16 protein-coding genes are annotated in these 18,684 nt (G+C 64.2%); 13 read left to right on the forward strand and 3 right to left on the reverse strand.

The window, feature by feature from the left end; translation table 11 throughout:
* Positions 1-65: 65 nt before the first annotated feature.
* On the reverse strand, positions 66-1,835 hold the full coding sequence (locus ACR9Y2_RS34260) for a hypothetical protein (RefSeq protein ID WP_435046409.1): 1,770 nt from the start codon (positions 1,833-1,835) through the stop codon (positions 66-68).
* Between the two features lie 460 nt (positions 1,836-2,295).
* On the opposite strand from ACR9Y2_RS34260, the gene ACR9Y2_RS34265 reads away from it, so the two are divergent.
* The 9 genes from ACR9Y2_RS34265 (at position 2,296) to ACR9Y2_RS34305 (ending at position 13,570) form a co-directional block, all read left to right on the forward strand.
* The gene (locus ACR9Y2_RS34265) at positions 2,296-2,775 is read left to right on the forward strand and encodes a hypothetical protein (protein ID WP_435046410.1); all 480 of its coding nucleotides are present in this window, start codon (positions 2,296-2,298) and stop codon (positions 2,773-2,775) included.
* Between the two features lie 104 nt (positions 2,776-2,879).
* The gene (locus ACR9Y2_RS34270; protein WP_435044547.1) at positions 2,880-4,199 is read left to right on the forward strand and encodes an IS701 family transposase; all 1,320 of its coding nucleotides are present in this window, start codon (positions 2,880-2,882) and stop codon (positions 4,197-4,199) included.
* A 440-nt stretch (positions 4,200-4,639) separates the two neighbouring features.
* Positions 4,640-8,182 (forward strand): glycosyl hydrolase family 95 catalytic domain-containing protein, encoded by a 3,543-nt coding sequence (locus ACR9Y2_RS34275; RefSeq protein ID WP_435046411.1) that lies wholly within the window; start codon positions 4,640-4,642, stop codon positions 8,180-8,182.
* A 98-nt stretch (positions 8,183-8,280) separates the two neighbouring features.
* Positions 8,281-8,928: a cobalamin B12-binding domain-containing protein gene (locus tag ACR9Y2_RS34280; protein WP_435046412.1), complete on the forward strand. Its 648-nt coding sequence runs from the start codon at positions 8,281-8,283 to the stop codon at positions 8,926-8,928.
* Complete coding sequence (locus tag ACR9Y2_RS34285) at positions 8,925-9,809, forward strand: homocysteine S-methyltransferase family protein (RefSeq protein WP_435046413.1); 885 nt, start codon at positions 8,925-8,927, stop codon at positions 9,807-9,809. The genes ACR9Y2_RS34280 and ACR9Y2_RS34285 overlap by 4 nt, the downstream gene beginning before the upstream one ends.
* A complete protein-coding gene (locus tag ACR9Y2_RS34290; RefSeq protein WP_435046414.1) occupies positions 9,794-10,543 on the forward strand; it encodes a DUF1638 domain-containing protein in 750 nt (249 codons plus the stop codon). Before ACR9Y2_RS34285 ends, ACR9Y2_RS34290 begins: the two co-directional genes overlap by 16 nt.
* A gap of 11 nt (positions 10,544-10,554) precedes the next feature.
* A complete protein-coding gene (locus ACR9Y2_RS34295) occupies positions 10,555-11,562 on the forward strand; it encodes a uroporphyrinogen decarboxylase family protein (protein WP_435046415.1) in 1,008 nt (335 codons plus the stop codon).
* Positions 11,559-12,998: an ASKHA domain-containing protein gene (locus tag ACR9Y2_RS34300; protein ID WP_435046416.1), complete on the forward strand. Its 1,440-nt coding sequence runs from the start codon at positions 11,559-11,561 to the stop codon at positions 12,996-12,998. The genes ACR9Y2_RS34295 and ACR9Y2_RS34300 overlap by 4 nt, the downstream gene beginning before the upstream one ends.
* Before the next feature lie 44 nt (positions 12,999-13,042).
* On the forward strand, positions 13,043-13,570 hold the full coding sequence (locus ACR9Y2_RS34305) for a hemerythrin domain-containing protein (RefSeq protein WP_435046417.1): 528 nt from the start codon (positions 13,043-13,045) through the stop codon (positions 13,568-13,570).
* Here the strand turns inward: ACR9Y2_RS34305 and ACR9Y2_RS34310 are convergent.
* Positions 13,560-14,216 (reverse strand): methyltransferase domain-containing protein, encoded by a 657-nt coding sequence (locus tag ACR9Y2_RS34310; protein ID WP_435046418.1) that lies wholly within the window; start codon positions 14,214-14,216, stop codon positions 13,560-13,562. The two genes, ACR9Y2_RS34305 and ACR9Y2_RS34310, sit on opposite strands and share 11 nt — an antisense overlap.
* Positions 14,216-15,520 (reverse strand): homoserine dehydrogenase, encoded by a 1,305-nt coding sequence (locus ACR9Y2_RS34315; RefSeq protein ID WP_435046419.1) that lies wholly within the window; start codon positions 15,518-15,520, stop codon positions 14,216-14,218. Before ACR9Y2_RS34315 ends, ACR9Y2_RS34310 begins: the two co-directional genes overlap by 1 nt.
* A 28-nt stretch (positions 15,521-15,548) precedes the next feature.
* Between ACR9Y2_RS34315 and ACR9Y2_RS34320 the strand changes: the two genes are divergently transcribed.
* The 4 genes from ACR9Y2_RS34320 to ACR9Y2_RS34335 are packed head-to-tail and all read left to right on the forward strand — an operon-like array spanning position 15,549 to position 18,629.
* The gene (locus ACR9Y2_RS34320; protein WP_435046420.1) at positions 15,549-15,842 is read left to right on the forward strand and encodes a hypothetical protein; all 294 of its coding nucleotides are present in this window, start codon (positions 15,549-15,551) and stop codon (positions 15,840-15,842) included.
* Between the two features lie 19 nt (positions 15,843-15,861).
* On the forward strand, positions 15,862-16,413 hold the full coding sequence (gene pyrR / locus ACR9Y2_RS34325) for a bifunctional pyr operon transcriptional regulator/uracil phosphoribosyltransferase PyrR (protein ID WP_435046421.1): 552 nt from the start codon (positions 15,862-15,864) through the stop codon (positions 16,411-16,413).
* Between the two features lie 12 nt (positions 16,414-16,425).
* The gene (locus ACR9Y2_RS34330; RefSeq protein WP_435046422.1) at positions 16,426-17,337 is read left to right on the forward strand and encodes an aspartate carbamoyltransferase catalytic subunit; all 912 of its coding nucleotides are present in this window, start codon (positions 16,426-16,428) and stop codon (positions 17,335-17,337) included.
* Positions 17,334-18,629: a dihydroorotase gene (locus ACR9Y2_RS34335; RefSeq protein ID WP_435046423.1), complete on the forward strand. Its 1,296-nt coding sequence runs from the start codon at positions 17,334-17,336 to the stop codon at positions 18,627-18,629. Before ACR9Y2_RS34330 ends, ACR9Y2_RS34335 begins: the two co-directional genes overlap by 4 nt.
* The last annotated feature ends 55 nt before the right edge of the window (positions 18,630-18,684 follow it).

Raw genomic sequence — 18,684 nt, forward strand, 5'->3', positions numbered from 1 at the left:
AGCTGCAGGGGAAGCCTGACCGTCGCTTGCCGGGTTGCCGGAAGCGCGCCTCAGGCTAGCCGTCCTCAACGGCGATCGGTCCGGCCCGCGGCCGAAGCCCTTGCCCCGATCGGCAGCCCCATCCGGCGCAGCACCGCCTGGTAACGCGGATGCGCCAGCAGCCGGTCGAATCGCGGGTCGCCCGGTACGCGCAGCAGATAAACCGATCTCCGCTCCGCGGCCAGCTCCAACCAATTCAGCGCCTCGTCTTCCCGTCCCAGCCCCAGCAGCACCCGGCCGATATCGGCGGGGGATTGCTGCTCCGCCTGCAGCAACTCGTCCAGCACCCGCAGCGCTTCCGTTGTCTCTCCCGCCGCCGCCAGCGCGTGGCCCAGGCAGGATAGCGGGAACCCGGCATTCAGCGACAGCTTGCACGCCTCGCGGTAGGCTGCGATTGCCGGTGCAAGTTGCCCCGCCCACTCCTGGGCGCAGCCGATGCAGGCTGGAATCGGGGCATAGCCGGGCGCAATGTTCATCGCCAGGACACCCTGCCGTTCCGCCTCTTCAAAATGGCGCGCCCGCCCGTGGATATAGACCGCAATCGCCTGCATCAGCGGATTGAAGGGATCCACCGCCAGGCCCCGCTGGATCACGGCCTGAGCTTCCCCCAGCCGAAGCTGGGGCAGCAGGCACCAGAAGGCATACGCGATGTAGGCGATGGAAAGCGTCGGTTGCCGCTCAATCGCCCGTGTGAATTTCGCCTCCGCGGATGCCCATTGCCAGTCGCTGGCGCACTCCACTGAGGCCAGCGAACTCAGGCCCATCGCCGAATCGGGATCCAGCGCCAGCGCCTTCGCCGCTGCCTCCCTCGACAAGGGCACGGCCGCGCTCTCCTCGGCACGATAGAACCAGGCCAGCAGCAGATACCCGTGCGACAGCCCTGCCCACGCGGCCGCATACTCCGGCGCGCTCGACAGCGCCTCCTGAAAGCAATCCAGGCACTGGCGCAGATCCACAAACCGGCTGCCCAACGCGAACATGCCCCGCAAATACGCACTGTAGGCGTTCAGGTTCTCGGTCCGTGTCTCCTGGCTCGCCGGTCCCGGCCGTCCCCCCTGCGGAGCCACTTCAGCCGCCACCGCCTGCGCCAGTTCGTCCTGCAGGTCGAAGACATCTTTATACTCGCGCTGGTAAGTCTTCGAAAAGAGATGGAAGCCGGTATTTACGTCGATGAGCTGCGCCGTCACTCGCAGTTGGTTGCCGGCCTTCCGGACACTGCCTTCCAGCACCGTCGTCACGTTCAGCTTGGCGCCCACCTCGCGCAAGTCTTCGTTCAGCCCCTTGAAACGGAACGCTGAGGTCCGCGCCACCACCTGCAGCTCCGGGACGCAGGCCAGGCGGTTGATCAGCTCCTCCGTCAAGCCGTCGCTGAAATACTCGTTCTCCACGTCAGCGCTCATGTTCACGAACGGCAGCACCGCTATGCGTGATCGCCCGTCTGTCGCCGGCGCGGCCTTGATCCCGGCGGCCGCCTGCTCCCTCATCTGCGGGACATAACTCCCCTTGGGGATCCCGATGAGGATCTGATCCTGGGCTCCCTCGCCCGCATAGTATTCCACCAGCTTCGACCTCAGCTTCGCAGCCTGGATCCGGACGATGTTGTCTACGCGCGGATCAAAGTCCTGGCCGCGATCGAAGACCTCCACGCCCAAGGTGTATTCCTTCAAATCGTCCGCCCGACCCGAGAGTGTGGCCCCCACCACGAACCGCAGGAAACGGATCAGTCGCGCCGATTGTGAGAACAAGGGGCTCGCCAGAATCCGTTCGACTTGCGCATCAATGTCAGCCGGGCTCATGCCATCCAACCCTCTGGGAGCAGGTGAAGTAGTCCGCCGGTCCCAAACAGTACAAATGCGGACGCTTTGCTATTTCTAGGAGTGTACCGTGACCTAGTCCCAAAAGGGCCAACGGCACCACAATCCACCGAATCCGCCCAGGGGACGTTCATTCCTGGCACAAACGCAAACCTCCGCAAGCTCAACACTCTCCCATGGGGACGTTCATCCCTGGCACAACCGAATACCTCTGAAAGCTCAACTCTCTCTCCCTGTTGCCAGGGCGTGAACGTCCCCCAACCGAAAGCCCCCAACCCCCTCCGTCGCCCACCCCAAGAACCACCCCATTTCCCCACATGAACCTTCCTTCATCACGGGACTTCCAAAAATATCTTCTCCCCTGCAATCAATACATTGCAGATATTCCACTCCTAAATCCTAGGTTTACCCTCTCCAACAATGGGTATAGAAGACATTTCCTATGAACATACCCGAACCAGTCGATTGCGCCTTCCCGGACATCGACCTCCTCACTCACCATGCCAAGGTCGTCGAGGATGGCATCCTCACCGGCCCCAAAGCCTCCGCCGTCACCACCTTCTGCGAACGCAAGGAGTACTTCAGGAAAGTTCGTGCCGCTGTCCACGAACAGTACAAACCCGCCACCACCTACCAGCACATCCTGGCCGACCGCATGGCCGAATGCATCTGGCGCGCCGAACGCTACGCCTCCTTCGAAGCCAATGCCCTCACCCTCCAAATCCAACGCCAATGGGACAACACCAACGAACTCGTCGCCAAAGCCAGCCCCGGGATCCACGCTTATCAGGCCTGGATCACCATGGACCCCGCCCAGCGCAAATCCCTCCAGGAAGCCCTCAAACTCGAGGAACGCTACTGGCGCCGCCACCGCACCCTCGCCGCCGAACTGCGCCTGGTCCAGAGCCTCTACCCCAACTAACCCGCGACCCCAGAAAAGGACCCCCCTATGCCCCTCACTCACATCTCCGAGAAACGCCTAGTACTACTGGGTCACAAACGAACAATTTGTTGTAGAATTGTTTCGTGGGAACACGTCATACTGCGCCAGGCCCACAAGAGAGACGCTTCGCGGCATATGTGGAGGGCCTGGCGAACGCCGCGGGGCACGAAGACCGGCACGCCCCTTTGAAGAACTACTGCAAAGGCCTGCTATTGCCCGGTGAACGCAAGAGCATTGAGCCGATGGCCGCCCGCCTGGATCCGGAGAACGTCCAGCCGATGCGCCAGTCTCTCCATCATTTGGTGGCCAAGGCCCGCTGGAGCGACGAGACGGTGCTCGCGGAAGTGCGTAACCATGTTTTGCCGGCGATGCGGAGACAGGGGCCACTGGTGGCCTGGATCGTGGATGACACAGGCTTCCCGAAGAAGGGTAAGCACTCGGTGGGCGTCGCCCGTCAGTACTGCGGACAAGTGGGCAAACAGGACAACTGTCGGGTAGCCGTAAGTCTGTCAGTGGCCACATGGAGTTCCAGTCTGCCGATCGCCTATCGCCTGTATCTGCCAAAGGAGTGGGCCGATGATTCCGAGCGGCGGGAAAAGGCCGAAGTCCCCACGGAGGTTGAGTTTCAAACCAAGCCGGACATAGCGCTGGATCAGATCCGGGCGGCGGTTGCTGCAAAGTTGGACCGTGGCGTGGTTCTGGCCGACGCGGCCTACGGCATCAACACCGAGTTTCGTGACGGACTCACCGCACTCGACCTGCAATATGCAGTCGGGGTGCAAGGTTCGATCACGGTCTGGGAGCCCGGCCAACAGCCTTTGCCGGCGAAGCCTCGAGGAAAGATGGGAAGACCTCCGCGGCTATTGCAGCGGACTGCCGACCATCAACCTGTCTCGGTCAAGCAGTTGGCGATGAGTCTGCCCCCGGCAGCCTTCCAGGAAATCACATGGCGTGAAGGCGCAGACCGGAAGTTGCATTCCCGCTTCGCCGCCGTCCGCGTACGCCCGGCTCATCGAGATTACGAAAAAGCGGAACCGCGTGCTGAAGAATGGCTGCTGATCGAATGGCCGCAAGGGGAGAAAGAACCCACCAAATACTGGCTGTCGACGTTGCCGCCCGCTACCAAGCTCAAGGCGTTGATCAGGATGGCTAAGCACCGGTGGATCATCGAACGGGATTATGAGGAGTTGAAACAGGAACTCGGGCTGGGCCATTTTGAAGGTCGCAACTGGCGCGGATTCCACCATCACGCTACGCTTTGCATCGCAGCTTATGGGTTCCTTGTGGCCGAGCGGAACCGTTTTTCCCCCTCTGCCCGCGCCGGTCATCTTGGATTCGCCGCCCTCGGGCCGGCGCCGGACTTCCGGCCACGCGGTTCGTCGAGCACGCCCGGAGCGGCATAACCCGCACTCGATCGCGACGTTGCGCATTGTGTTGGCGCGCCTTCTGCTGAGGGAATTGCCTCACTGTCCTTACTGCGGGTCCACATCAGGCTAAGGGCCGGCAGCAGAATCGATCTCAACCCTGGCAGGTATGCTGCGAGGCGCGTGGCTCAGCATGCCAGGCTTTGGAGCGAACTTCGACATTGCTGCGTCTCCGCATGGCGAGACAACGCCGGCAGGCCGCCGCGGTGGTGGTGGTCCAGACTGGATTGATAGCCGACTGCCCGGAGTCGGCCGGGCTTCCGGCTCTGCGCATGGCAAGGCCGGCGGGGTAGCCCGATACAAATCGCCACCTGTTGCTGTCGGCGGGCAGCCGCCAAGCAAAGAAGGCCACGTACCTCACTCACAGCCTGTCCAAAAACCTGCCGAGGAGTCATGCCTCATCAAGAAATGCTTCCTCGATGAGCCTGGAGTTTCGGATACTTTATGACCCAGTAGTACTAGCGGCCAACCGCGCCAACGCCCGCAAATCCACCGGCCCCCGCACCGCCGCCGGCAAAGCCACCGTCTCCGCCAACGGCTGCCGCACCCGAGCCTACGCCCGAGTCCATCGCATGCCGCCCCACCTCCAGGCCCACTTCTGCGCCATCGCCGAAGACAAAACCCGAACCATCGCCGACCCCGCCCGTCGCGCCCTCCACTACGACTGGTGGATGCTCGACGGCCACCGCATCCTCCACGAGGCACGCGAGCAGGGCCTCTTCAATGCCGGCCTCGACTACGGCCGCGGCGACGAGAAACTCGCCACCGAATGGGTCCTCCGCCAAAGCGGCTACATCCAGGCCCTCAACCGTTACGACGGCTGGATCCAGGCCCGTCTCCGCAAAGTCGAACTAGCCCTCAGCGCCCGCCCCGAAAAGCTCGAAGCCGAACTAGCCGCAATGACTCCGCCCGCGCCCGAAGCTGCCCCGCCAACGGCACAGCCCCTGCCGCCCGAACCAGTGCCGCCCGAATCGCCAACCCAACCATTTTTGAGCGACCAAACCCATTCCGCCAGCCAACCGAGTCTCTCCCCCACCGAAGTCTTCAACTCACGCCCCAACCCCAACGCCAGACACCCCCAGCATTCCCCCCGGCGCAGCCGGGGGCCCGCCGCAACCCCAACGACGCCCGAGCCAAACCCACTAAACCAAAGCAACCAGACCGAACCATCGCCGACCATCCCTGAATCCCAAATCAAGGGAATCTTGGCCGACCAAACCCATTCACCCAGCAGTGCGGAACCCTCCAGCTCTCCCTCCACGGCTCCAGCCGCAGCCTCAAACCCCAACCCCAACGCCAGCCACCCCCAGCCTTACCCCCGGCGCAGCCGGGGGCCCGCCGCAATATCAACAACACCCGAGCCAAACCCTCAAAGCCAAAGCACCAAACCCCCAACCCCCTCCATCCAACCCCAGCCACCAACGACTCTGGCCGACCAAACCCATTCAGCCCAACAACCCGCCCCTGATACCCTGGGAGTCGCCATGTTGCCGAAGCCCACCCGCCGACACCTCCTCCAGGCCGCCGCCATCACCCCCTTATCCGCCGTAACAGCAGTCGCCGCAACACCACCACTCCCCAAGCCCCTCGCCCTCTGGTACCGCCAGCCTGCGCAAACCTGGGTCGAAGCCCTCCCCGTCGGCAACGGACGCCTCGGAGCCATGGTCTTCGGCGGAGCCCCCGGGGAACGCCTCCAACTCAACGAGGACACCCTCTGGTCCGGCTCCCCCCACAACGCCAACAACCCCGGCGCCAAACAACACATCCCCGCCATCCGCAAGCTCGTCGCCGAAGGCAAATACCCCCAGGCCGACGAACTCTGCAAGCAGATGCAGGGCCCCTACAACGAGTCCTACCAGACCCTCGGCGACCTCCTCCTCCACTTCGACCACGCCGCCCCGCCCACCCACTACCGCCGCGAGCTCGACCTCGACTCCGCCATCGCCCGCACCGAATACCAGGTCAATTCCGCCGCCTACACCCGCGAAGTCTTCGCCAGCCACCCCGATCAGGTCATCGTCGTCCAGCTCACCACCACCCAGCCCGCCGGCCTCACCTTCCGCGCCTCCTTCCAGAACCCCCTGCCCGTCAAGGTCACCGCGCCCGTCCCCGACACCCTCCGCATGGCCGGCAAGGCGCCCGCCCACGTCGACCCCAACTACGTCAGCAACACCGCCAAACCCGTCATCTTCGACGAGACCCCCGGCCAGGGCATGCTCTTCGAAGCCCGCCTTCACGTCATCCAGAAGGGTGGCAAGGTCTCCATCGACAACGGAGTCCTCCAGGTCACCGGAGCCTCTTCCGCCACCCTCTTCATCGCCGCCGCCACCGGCTTCCGCGGCTTCGATCAACAGCCCGACCTGCCCGCCGCCGCCATCTCCGATAAGTGCGCCAAAGCCCTCGAAGCGGCCGCCAAACGCCCGTTCGCCAAACTCCGCGCGGACCACATCGCCGACCACCAGCGCCTCTTCCGCCGCGTCGCCCTCGATCTCGGAGGCCAGTCCGCCGCTGCTCTCCCCATCGACGAACGCCTCGCCCGCCTCGAAACCACACCGGATCCCCACCTCGCCGCGCTCTACTTTCAGTACGGCCGCTATCTCCTCATCGCCAGCTCCCGACCCGGCACCCAGCCCGCCAACCTCCAGGGCATCTGGAGCTATGAGGTCCGCCCACCCTGGAGCGCCAATTGGACCGCCAACATCAACGCCCAGATGAACTACTGGCTCGCCGAGACCACCAATCTCTCTGAGCTCCACGCGCCCCTCTTCGACCTCATCGACGAGCTCAGCCGCAACGGCGCAGCCACGGCCTCCGTCAACTACGGCCTGCCCGGCTGGGTCTCCCACCACAATGTCGACATCTGGCGCCAGTCCGCGCCCGTCGGCTCCTTCGGCCAGGGTTCGCCCACCTGGGCCAATTGGAATATGAGCGCCCCCTGGTTCTGCGCCCATCTCATGGAGCACCTCCGCTTCACCGGCGACACCCAGTTCGCCCGCCAGCGCGCTTACCCCGTCCTGAAGAGTGCCGCCGAGTTCTGCCTCGCCTGGCTCTATGACGATGGCTCCGGCCACCTCACCACCTGCCCCTCGTTCTCCACCGAGAACACCTTCCGCACCCCCGACGGCCGCACCGCCCAAACCAGCGCCGGCTGCACCATGGACATCGCCCTCATCCGCGAGCTCTTCACCCACTGCATCGAGCTCTCCACTACGCTCAACCTCGATACGGACTTCCGCTCCCAGCTCGCAGCCGCCCGCGCCAAGCTCCCGCCCTACCAGATCGGCAAACACGGCCAGCTCATGGAATGGGCCCTCGACTTCGATGAACCCGAGCCCGGCCAGCGCCACATGTCCCACATGTATCCGCTCTATCCCGGCAACGAGATCACGCCTCGCCAGACGCCGGCCCTCGCCCGCGCCGCTCGCGTCTCCCTCGAACGCCGCCTTCAGGCCGGAGGCGCTTACACTGGCTGGAGCCGCGCCTGGGCCATCAACTTCTGGGCCCGCCTCCACGACGGCGACCAGGCCAACGAGTCCATCGTCATGCTCCTGCGCAAGAGCACCTCCCACAACCTCTTTGATACCCACCCTGCCGGCAGCGGCTTCATCTTCCAGATCGATGGCAACTTCGGCGGAGCCGCCGCCATCGCCGAAATGCTCCTCCAGAGCCACGACGGCGCCCTCCACCTGCTGCCCGCCTTGCCCAAATCCTGGCCGCAAGGTTCCGTCCGTGGCCTGCGCGCCCGGGGCGGCGCCGAAGTCGATCTCCAATGGTCCGGCGGCAAAGCCACCGAAGCCACCCTCCGTCCCGACGCGACTCTGTCCTTAGTAATCCGCCCGCCCGCCGGCCAATCCATAGGAGAGATCACAGCCGCCGGCCGCCCCGTCCGCATGACCCCCGAACCCGCCGGCATTCGCATCCAGGCCGAGAAAGGCAAGCCCTGCCGTATCCTCTTCGCCTAGGCTGGAAACTGCCACGAAAAGCAAAGTTGACCCTTTTCGGAGATTTAGATACGCTTGTCGCTATTACGGGCTCTACGCCCGCAGCAAGGAGATTCCTCATGGCAGATCTTCAGAAGCTCTACGACGCGGTTCTGAACGGCGATCAGAAAGCCGCCATCGCGGTGACGGAGCAGGCCCTCGCTGAAGGCGTCACTCCTCTCGACCTGATCACCAACTACATGGTCCCGGCCATGGACGAAGTTGGCCGCCGCTTCGAATGCGAAGACTACTTCGTGCCGGAGCTCCTGCTGTCGGCCCGCGCCATGAAAGGCTCGCTGCATCTCATCCGGCCCCTGCTCACCGCCAGCGGCATCGAGCCCGCCGGCCGCGTCGCCATCGGTACCGTCAAAGGCGACCTCCACGACATCGGCAAGAACCTCGTCGCCTCCATGCTGGAAGGCGGCGGCTTTGAAGTCATCGATCTCGGCGCCGACGTCGCGCCCGAGAAGTTCATCGACGCCATCCAGAACAAAGGGGTACGCGTCGTCGCCCTCTCCGCCTTGCTCACCGTCACCATGCCGTCCATGCGCAAGACCATCGATGCCCTCAAGGCAGCCGGCGTCCGCGATCAGGTCAAGGTCATGGTCGGCGGTGCGCCCGTCACTCAGCAGTTCGCGGAAGAGATCGGCGCCGATGGCTATAGCGACAATGCCAACGCGGCCGTGGCTCTCGCCCGCAAACTCGTCGCGGAAAGCGCACCGGCATGAGCCGCCTCGCTGCCTGGCTCGCCAACGGCCCGCTCATCACCGACGGCGCCTGGGGCACCCAGCTCCAGTCCCTCGGGCTGCCTCTCGGCGTGGTGCCCGACACCTGGAATCTCGAGCATCCGGAGCATGTCGAATCCGTCGCCCGCGCCTATGTCGAAGCCGGCAGCCAGGTGATCCTCACCAATACCTTCCGCGCCAACCGCATCACCCTGGCCGACTCCGGCCTGGCCGACCTCGTCGAGCCGCTCAACCGCGCCGGTGTCTCCATCTCCCGCCGCGCCGCCGGCAGCAAGGCCCTCGTCTTTGCCTCCATGGGCCCCACCGGCAAAATGCTCCTGACCGATGACCTCGACCCCGCACAGGTCACCAGCGCCTTCGCCGAACAGGCCCGTGTCCTCGCCGCCAACGGCGCCGATGCCCTGCTGCTCGAAACCTTCAGCGACCTCGAGGAAGCCAAACTCGCCCTCACCGGCGTCCGCCAGGCCGGCCTGCCCGTCATCGTCTCCTTCGCCTTCGATTCCGGCAAAAACCTCGATCGCACCATGATGGGCTCCACGCCAGAGACCGTGGCCAGCGAGCTCGAAGCCGCCGGAGCCGATGTCGTCGGCGCCAATTGCGGAGCCGGCATCGAACGCTTTGCCCCCGTCTGCCAGCGCCTCCGGGCCGCCTGCTCCCTGCCCATCTGGATCAAGGCCAATGCCGGCCTGCCCGAAGTGAAAGCCGGAGCCGTCGTCTACACCACCTCCGCCGCCTTCTTCGCCGGCCACTACTCCCTGCTCATCGAAGCCGGCGCCTCCTTCCTCGGCGGCTGCTGCGGCACCAATCCCGAATTCATCCGCGCCCTCGTCGCGACAAGGAACGCCGCATGCGCCTCAAACTGATCAGTTGCGAAGTGCTCTTCCGCGAGATGTGCTCGGAACTCGCCCGCTCGCCCCACCAGGTCGACGTCGAGTTCATGCCCAAGGGCCTCCACGACCTCGGCGGCAAGGCCATGGCCCAGGATCTCCAGAAGCGCATCGACGCCGTCCCCGCCGGACAGTTCGACGCCATCCTGCTGGGCTACGGCCTCTGCGGCAATGGCCTGCATGGCCTCGAGGCCCGCGACACCATGCTCGTGCTGCCCCGCGCCCACGATTGCATCGCTCTCCTCATGGGCAGCCGCGAGCAATACCAGCGCTACTTCGACGAACACCCCGGCACCTACTACCGCTCCACCGGCTGGCTCGAACGCGGCAAAGGCCTCCAGCAGCTCACTCACAACACGGTCGGCATGGATGTCTCCGAAGCCGACCTCATCGCCAAGTACGGCGAGGACAACGGCCGCTACCTCTACGAACAGCTCACCCGCTACCGCTCCAACTATCAGCGCCTCACCTTCATCGAAACCGGCCTCGAAGCCGATACCCGCTTTGAAGAGGAAGCTCGCTGGGAAGCCGCCGAACGCGGCTGGACCTTCGAGAAACTCGTCGGCAACCTCATCCTCGTGCGCCGCCTCATCCAGGGCGACTGGAAGGGCTCCGACTTCCTCATCACCCAGCCCGGCCAGCGCATCGCCGCCAGTTACGATCCGTCCATCGTCCGCGCCGAAGACATCCGCCGTACCGCCACCGCTTGACAGGCAATCCCATGACCGGCAAAGAACGCATCCTCGCCCGACTCCAGCACGGCACGCCCGATTCGCTGCCGCTGATGCCCATCACCATGATGTACGCCGGTGATATCGCGGGCATCTCCTACGGTGTCTACGCCCGCAATCACGAAGCCCTGGTCCAGGCCCAGTTGACCGTGGCCGACCGCTTCGACTTCGACTACGTCTCCGCCATCTCCGATCCCGCCCGCGAAGCCAGCGACCTCGGCGCCGCCATTGAGTGGTTTGACGACCAGCCGCCCGCCATCAACGAAAGCAAGGCCCTCATCCACGACAAGGCCGTTCTCTCGGGTCTCGCCTTGCCCGATCCCGCCGCCGGCCGCATGGGCGACCGCGTCTGCGCCGTCCGCCTGCTCGCCGAGAGGACCGGCGACACCCGCATCGTCGAAGGCTGGGTGGAAGGCCCCTGCGCCATGGCGTCTGACCTGCGCGGCCTCAATACCCTCATGCTGGACTTCGGCGACGACCCGGACTTCGTCGAGGCCCTCTTCGACTACGCCGTCCGCATGGAGTTGAACTTCGCCCAGGCTCAGGTCGAAGCCGGAGCCACTCTCATTGGTATCGGTGACGCCGCCGCCTCCCTCGTCGGCCCCCGCATCTATCACAACTTCGTCCTGCCGTTCGAAAAACGCCTGCTGGCCGGCATCCGCGCCATGGGCGTCCCCGTGCGCCTTCACATCTGTGGCAATACCCGCCGCATCCTCGGCGACATGGGTTCCGCCGGAGCCGATATCGTCGATCTCGACTATCCTGCTCCCCTCGACGAAGCCCGCGCCGCCATGGGCGATCAGCAGGTTCTCCTCGGCAATATGGACCCCGTCCGCGCTCTCCGCGATGGCACCCCCGAATCCGTCACCGCCCACCTGGCCGCGTGTTACGCCCAGGCGGGCCCCAACTACATCGTCGGCGCCGGCTGCGAAGTCCCCCGCGGCACTCCCCTCGCCAACGTCGAAGCAATGACTCAGTTCGCCCGCACACGGCAGTGAGACTCGAACTCCAGCCCAAGCCGGGCGAGCATCTGGCAGACCTCCTGTTCGCCGCCGGCGTCGAGTTCCCCTGCGGTGGAGAAGCCAATTGCGGCGGCTGCCGCGTCCGCGTCGTGGTGGGCGATGTCCCGGTCACCAGCCAGATGCGCGAGGTGATCTCCGAAGAGGATCTGGCCGCCGGCTGGCGTCTTGCCTGCACAGCCGGGTCCGCCGGCCCCGTCACGGTCGAAATCGAGCAGTGGACCGCCCGCATCCTGTCTGATGACCAGACCGTCGCCCTCGAGCCGCGCCAGGGCTTTGGCGCCGTCGTCGACCTCGGCACCACCACCCTCGTCGTGCAACTGGTCGACCTGGCGTCCGGCGAGGTCCTCGGCGTCGAAACCGCGCTGAATCCGCAGGCCCGCTGTGGCGCGGACGTGATGAGCCGCATCCAGTACGAGTTGCAGCACCCCGGCGTCCTCACGGTGCTCATTCGCCGCGACCTGGGCTCCATGCTCCGCCGCCTGGCGCAGGACGACGCACTGGAGGAGATCCTCCTGGTCGGCAACACGGCCATGCACCACCTGTTCTGCGGCCTCAGCGTCGAGCCGCTCGCCAGCGTGCCCTTCGAATCCCCCCACCTGGGCGCCGTCTCCTTCACCGCCGCTGAATTGGACTGGCCCGGTCCGGCCACTTTCCTGCCGAATCTGGGCGGTTTTGTCGGCAGCGACCTGCTCGCCGGCATCGTCGCCACCGGCCTCGACGAGTCCAGCCAGGTCACCGCCCTCTTCGACATCGGCACCAACGGCGAAATCGTCGTAGGTAGCCATCGAAAGATTGTTTGTGCCAGCACCGCCGCCGGCCCCGCCTTCGAAGGCGGACGCATTTCCAAAGGCATGCGAGCCGGCACCGGAGCCATCGACAGCGTTCATCCCGTCGGTCGCGGCTTCGAGTGCCGCATCATCGGCGGAGTTCCTCCGCGCGGCCTCTGCGGCAGCGGTCTCGTCGACGCCGTAGCTGCTTCAAGATACTTGGGTTATGTGCGCCAGAACGGCCGCGTCATGACGCCCGGCAGGGTCGTCGAACTGGCCGGCGAAGTCACTCTTTCGCAGGGCGATCTGCGCGAACTTCAGCTCGCCAAAGGCGCAATGGCTGCCGGTTTGAAGATGCTCTCCACCCTGAAACCGGAGAAACTCTACCTCGCCGGCGCATTCGGCAACTATATTCGCGAGGCCAGCGCAACGGCCATTGGCCTGCTTCCGCAAAATTGTCCCGTCGAACCGGTCGGCAATTCCGCGCTGCGCGGCGCGCGCCTCCTCCTGTTGTCGCCAAGTGCACGGCAACAAAGGCTCAAGCGTCTGTTGGAACGCACCACGCACGTCGAATTGGCGGCCGATCCGGCGTTCCAGGATCTCTTCGCCGAGTCGATGATTCTCGAACCGTACTCACTTGTGTGATTTGAGTCACGGTTCGCCGCGCCGCAATGAACGACAATGGAAGTATGATTCGTGCGGAAGCCCTCTTTGCCAAGCAGTCCGAGCGATCCTCGTTGGATACTCCGTTAGACCACATCAAAGCCTGTCACCGGCGCATTGAAGAGCGTCTCGACACGCTCGAACGCGCCGCAGCCCGCCTTGGTTCACACCGCGATAGAGCGCTCGAGGCGTTCGAAAGCGCCTTTCATTTCCTGGACACCAGTGGAGTGCTTCACACCGAGGACGAAGAGGTTTCCATCTTCCCGCGGCTGAAACCCCTGCTGGAACCCGGCGAACGTTCCTACCTCGCCGAACTCGAACACGACCACGCCGAAGCCCATGAGATCTACGCGCAACTGAAAGACGTCTATTCCCACCCCGACAATTCAGCCCAGGTGAAGGAAGTCGTGGCGCGCTTCGTGAAACTCTACCGTGCGCACATCAAGTCCGAGGACGCGACACTCCAGGGCTACGCCGCACAACATCTACAGCAGGATGCGCTTTTGGCGATCTCCGCCGAAATGAAAGCCCGCCGCAATCCAGCTACCGCGTAAACACAGCAATATACTGTGAGCCCGCGACCGTGTCAGTCGTCTCCAGCAATTTGAATCCGTGCGCCTGCACTTCCGCAATGACAGAATCTTTGTCGATGCGAATGTGCTCAAGAGGATTTCCCCCCGGCCCCATAGCCCCGGGACGGCGGTAGTAGTCCACCACGGCGAACCGGCCGCCGGGCTTCAGGGCCTTGTGGATGGAGGCCAGCATCTCCGCCGGGTAATCGTAGTGGTGGTAGGCGTCCACAGTCACGGCCACGTCGCAGCAGCCCTCGGGCAGCTTCACATCCTTCTCGTTACCTAACACAAAAGTGATGTTTTTAGCGCCGGCATGGCGCTTCTTGGCGGCGCCCAGGAAGTCGTCGAAGATGTCCTCCGCGAAGACCTTCCCCGCATCGCCGACAGCGGGCGCCAGCACGCTCAGCAGCGCGCCGGCACCGGTTCCGATATCCGCTACCGTCTGGCCCGGTTTGATCTTGAGGACTTTGACGATGGTTTCGGCGTGGATGCGGTCCGGCCGGTCCGGTGCACCCAGCGTCACCAGCATGCCTTCGCGGCCTTCCGCTGTTCGATAGCGCGCATTGGCCTTGTCGGCCACTTGTCCGTAGGCGGCGACCGCCAGCAGGCTCAGTAGAAGAACTCTCACTAAACACCCCTCTCGATCGGTAAGGCCAATGGCGGCTCCACCATAAACGGCAGCTTGCTCATCTTCTCGACGGCCGCCCGGACAGCGGACTCGGGCGAGTTCTCCAGCGTGATGACGAACGGCAGGTTGTGCTTGTCGAGGTCCGGCAGTTGGAGCACGGCGTCGATGGAGATGGAGTGCTCGGCCAGAATCGACGACAGGTCGCGGATGATGCCCGGCTGGTCGGTGATGCGGAAACGCAGGTACCAGTGGCGGTGCTGCAACCCGATTTCGAGCGGTTTCGCCGCGGCCAGGTCCGTGTAAGCAAAGGGCGGCACGCGATGGGCGGGTTCGGGGCGCAGCGAGCGCGCGACGCGCATCAGATCGCTGACAACGGCGACGCCGGTCGGGTTCGGGCCCGCGCCGCGGCCGTAGTAGAACGTATCGGCGCCAAACTTACCGCGCGACCACACGGCGTTATAAGCGCCTTTCACTCCGGCCATGATGGTCTTCTTGGAGAGCAGTGCGGGGCGGACGGAGACGAACAGACCGTCTTCGACGCGGCGGGCGGAGCACAGCAGTTTGATCGTACAGTCGAGCTGCTTGGCGTAGTGGAAATCGATGGGGCTGATGCGCCGGATGCCTTCCGTGGGGATGTCGCCCGGCGTGAGCTGCACACCGAAGGCGAGCGAGGCCAGCAGCGCGAGTTTCGAGCGCGCGTCGAAGCCGTCGACGTCTGCAGTGGGGTCCGCTTCGGCGTAACCCAGGCGCTGCGCTTCCGCCAGCACGTCATTGAAAGCCGAGCCATTCTCCTCAATCTCGGTGAGGATGTAGTTGCTGGTGCCGTTCAGAATGCCGAACAGGGTCTCAATGTGGTCGCCGGCGATGCCTTCGCGCAGCACGGCGTGAATCGGGATGCCGCCGCACACGGAAGCTTCCATGGTGAGCGTGACGCCCTGCGCTTCGGCTTTCTTCCAGATGGAGACGCCTTCCAGCGCCACTAGTTCCTTATTCGCGGTGACGACGGATTTGCCGGCGGCAATTGCGCCTTCGACCACCTCACGCGCGGTGCCTGTGCCGCCGATGAGTTCGACCACGATGTCGACGTCCGGATGTGCGACCACCTCGCGCCAATCGGTGGTGATCAGCTTCGGCGCGAGCCTGGGCGGCAGAGTCTTCGACTTCACGCTGCGCGAGCAGACCGCGGTGACATTTAAGCGAAAGCCCAGCTTGCGGGCGATCTCATCCCCGTTTTCAGCCAGAATGGTAAGAGTTCCACTGCCGACATTGCCGAGGCCAACGATGCCTAGATTAACGTCCTTCATTAGAAGCAAGTTTAGCAACTGGCGAGGCTTGGCCCTGTGCCTGCTGTTCGCATTCTCACTGCCGGCGCAGTTCCCGCAGCCACCCGGCGAAGATCCGGAGCCGAAACGGCTGCCCAACGGCAAGCTGCAATCGGAAGAGATCCTGAAGGCCGACTACAAAGCAAACCTGAAAGATCTGGCGGAACTGCGGAGACTCACCGACTCCATCGAGGAGGAGACGAAGAAGAACCAGGGGCACGTGCTGGCGCTCAAGACCTTCAAGGATCTTGAGGAGATAGAGAAGATTGTCAAGCGAATGCGGACCCGGATGAAGAGGTACTGAAGTAGTAAACTGAACAGCGATGAGCGCAACGCGAGAAAAAGCCCAACTGATGAGCGCCTCTGAGATCGACCGTACCCTGGTGCGGCTCGCTCATGAGGTGCTGGAAAAAACCATTGACCTGGAAAAACTGGCGTTTATCGGCATCCGGCGGCGTGGGATTCCGATGGCGCAGCGTTTGGCAAAGAAGATTGAAGAGCTCGAGAAGGTAAAGGTGCCGGTGGGCGTCCTGGACATCAAGCTCTATCGGGACGACCTTTCTACGGTGGGTCCGAAGCCCGTTGTCAGCGACACCAAGATCGACTTCCCGGTGGCGGGTAAGGACGTAGTGTTGATGGACGATGTGCTCTACACGGGCCGCACCATTCGTGCTGCCCTGGACGCACTGTTTGAACTGGGCCGCCCGGCGCGTGTGCAACTGCTGGTGCTGATCGATCGCGGCCACCGCGAGCTGCCGATTGAAGCACAGTATGTCGGCCGCAAAGTGCCCACCTCGTCGCGTGAAATTATCGAGGTGAAGTTCCAGGAGATCGACCAGCTGGAAAAAGTGCTGCTGGTGGAAAAGGTCGATTGAGGAGGCACGGCGATGCCGAAGGGCCTGCTCGGAATTGAGGGTATCGAGCGCGACGAGATCGAGCAGATCCTCGAACGCGCCCGGGCCTTCCAGCCTCATGGCGGACAGACGTTCGCCAAAGTGAACACCTGCACCGGCCGTCTGGTGGTGAACATGTTCTTCGAAAACTCCACGCGCACCCGCTCGAGTTTCGAGATCGCCGCCAAACGCCTGGGTGCCGATACATTGAGCATCACGGCTTCGGGTTCGAGTGTGTCCAAGGGCGAGAGCCTGGTGGACACGATCAACACGCTGGTGGCGATGCGGCCGTCGGCGATTGTGATGCGGCATGCGGCATCGGGCGCTCCGCACTTTCTGTCGCGCCACTTGACGACGCCCATCGTGAACGCCGGTGACGGGACGCACGAGCATCCGACGCAGGCGCTGCTGGATGCGCGGACGATCCTGGACCGCTGCGGCCGCCTGGAAGGGCTGCGCGTGGCGATCATCGGGGACATTGCGCACAGCCGCGTGGCGCGGTCGAATATCCATCTGCTGGCCAAGTTTGGCGTGGACCTTGTGCTGTGCGGGCCGCCGATGCTGTTGCCGCGCGAGATGGAGCGGGTAGCGAGCGGCGTCACGCTGGAGTACGACCTGCGGCGCGCGGTGAAGGACGCCGATGTGATCATGATGCTGCGCGTGCAGCTGGAACGGATCCACGAGCCCGCCATGCCCGCGGGCGAGTATTTCCGCTTCTACGGGCTGCGGCAGGAGCACATGGCGCTGGCGCGGCCGGATGCGATTGTGATGCACCCGGGGCCGATGAACCGGGGCCGCGAGATTTCGTCCGAGGTGGCCGACTCGCAACAATCGATGATTCTCAGCCAGGTGGAGAACGGGGTTTCCGTCCGCATGGCCGTTCTGGAAAGGGTGCTGCTGCAGTGAAACTGCTGATCCAAAACGGGCGGGTGATTTGCCCTGAAACGGGCCACGACGCAGTGGCCGATGTGTTGATAGAAGACGGCCGCATTGCGGGCGTGGGGCCGGGGCTGAGCACTGCCGGAGCGGAGGTGATCGACGCGGCGGGCCTGGTGGTGGCGCCGGGCTTCATCGACATCCACGTGCATCTGCGCGAGCCCGGCTTCGAGCATGCCGAGACGATCGAGACGGGGACGCAGGCGGCGGCGGCGGGCGGCTTCACCACCGTGTGCTGCATGCCGAACACGAACCCGGTGAACGACTCAGTGACGGTGACGAAGTACATCGTCGAGACGGCGCGACGCAAGGCATCGATCAACGTCTTCCCGATTGGTGCGATCACGAAGGGCAGCAATGGCGAGGAGCTGGCTTCGATCGGGTCGATGATCGCGGCGGGCGCCGTGGCGATCAGCGACGACGGCAAGCCCGTGATGAATGCGCGAGTGATCCGGCGCGCGATGGAGACGGCGCGGGCGCTGGACATTCCGGTGATCGAGCACTGCGAGGATCTGAACCTGAGCGCCGGCGGCGACATGCACGAGTGCGACGACAGCGTGCGGTTGGGCCTGCGCGGGATTCCCTCGGCTTCCGAGGATGTGATGGTGGCACGGGACATCATCCTGGCCGAGTTGACGGGCGTGCGCTATCACGTCGCCCACATCTCGACCAGGAATGCCGTGGCGATGGTCGCCTATGCCAAGCAGCGCGGACTGCGCGTGACGGCGGAGGCGACGCAGCATCACATCGCCCTGGATACGGGTCATATGAAGCCATACGACTCGGCTTATAAGATGAAGCCGCCGCTGCGCTGCGACCACGACGTCAAGGCTGTGGTGGAAGGTGTAGTGAGTGGCGCGATCGATTGCCTGGCGACGGACCATGCTCCGCACGCTGGCGATGACAAGATGCAGGAGTTCGAGCGCTGCCCGTTCGGCATTATCGGGCTGGAGACGGCGCTAGGCGTTTCGTTGGAAGTGCTGGTGCATTCCGGCCTGATCAGCCTGCCGAGGCTGATCGCACTGTATACGTCGGAACCGGCGCGGGTGATCGGCTGGAAGGGTGAACTGGCGCGCGGCGCGCTGAAGCCGGGTTATGTGGGCGACGTCACGGTGTTCCATCCGGAGTACCCGTGGGTGTATGACGTCAAGAACAGCCTGTCGAAGTCGAGCAATACGCCGTTCGGCGGCCGGACCTTCCAGGGTGGACCCATCCTGACCATCGTCAATGGCCAGGTGGTGTGGCGCGCGCCCGGGTTCTAGCCGCAACAGCAGCAATGGAAAAAGGGCGGGACCTCGATGGAGGCCCCGCCCTTTT

It is taken from the genome of Paludibaculum fermentans, from assembly GCF_051172195.1.
GTDB classification, from domain to species: Bacteria; Acidobacteriota; Terriglobia; order Bryobacterales; family Bryobacteraceae; genus Paludibaculum; species Paludibaculum fermentans_A.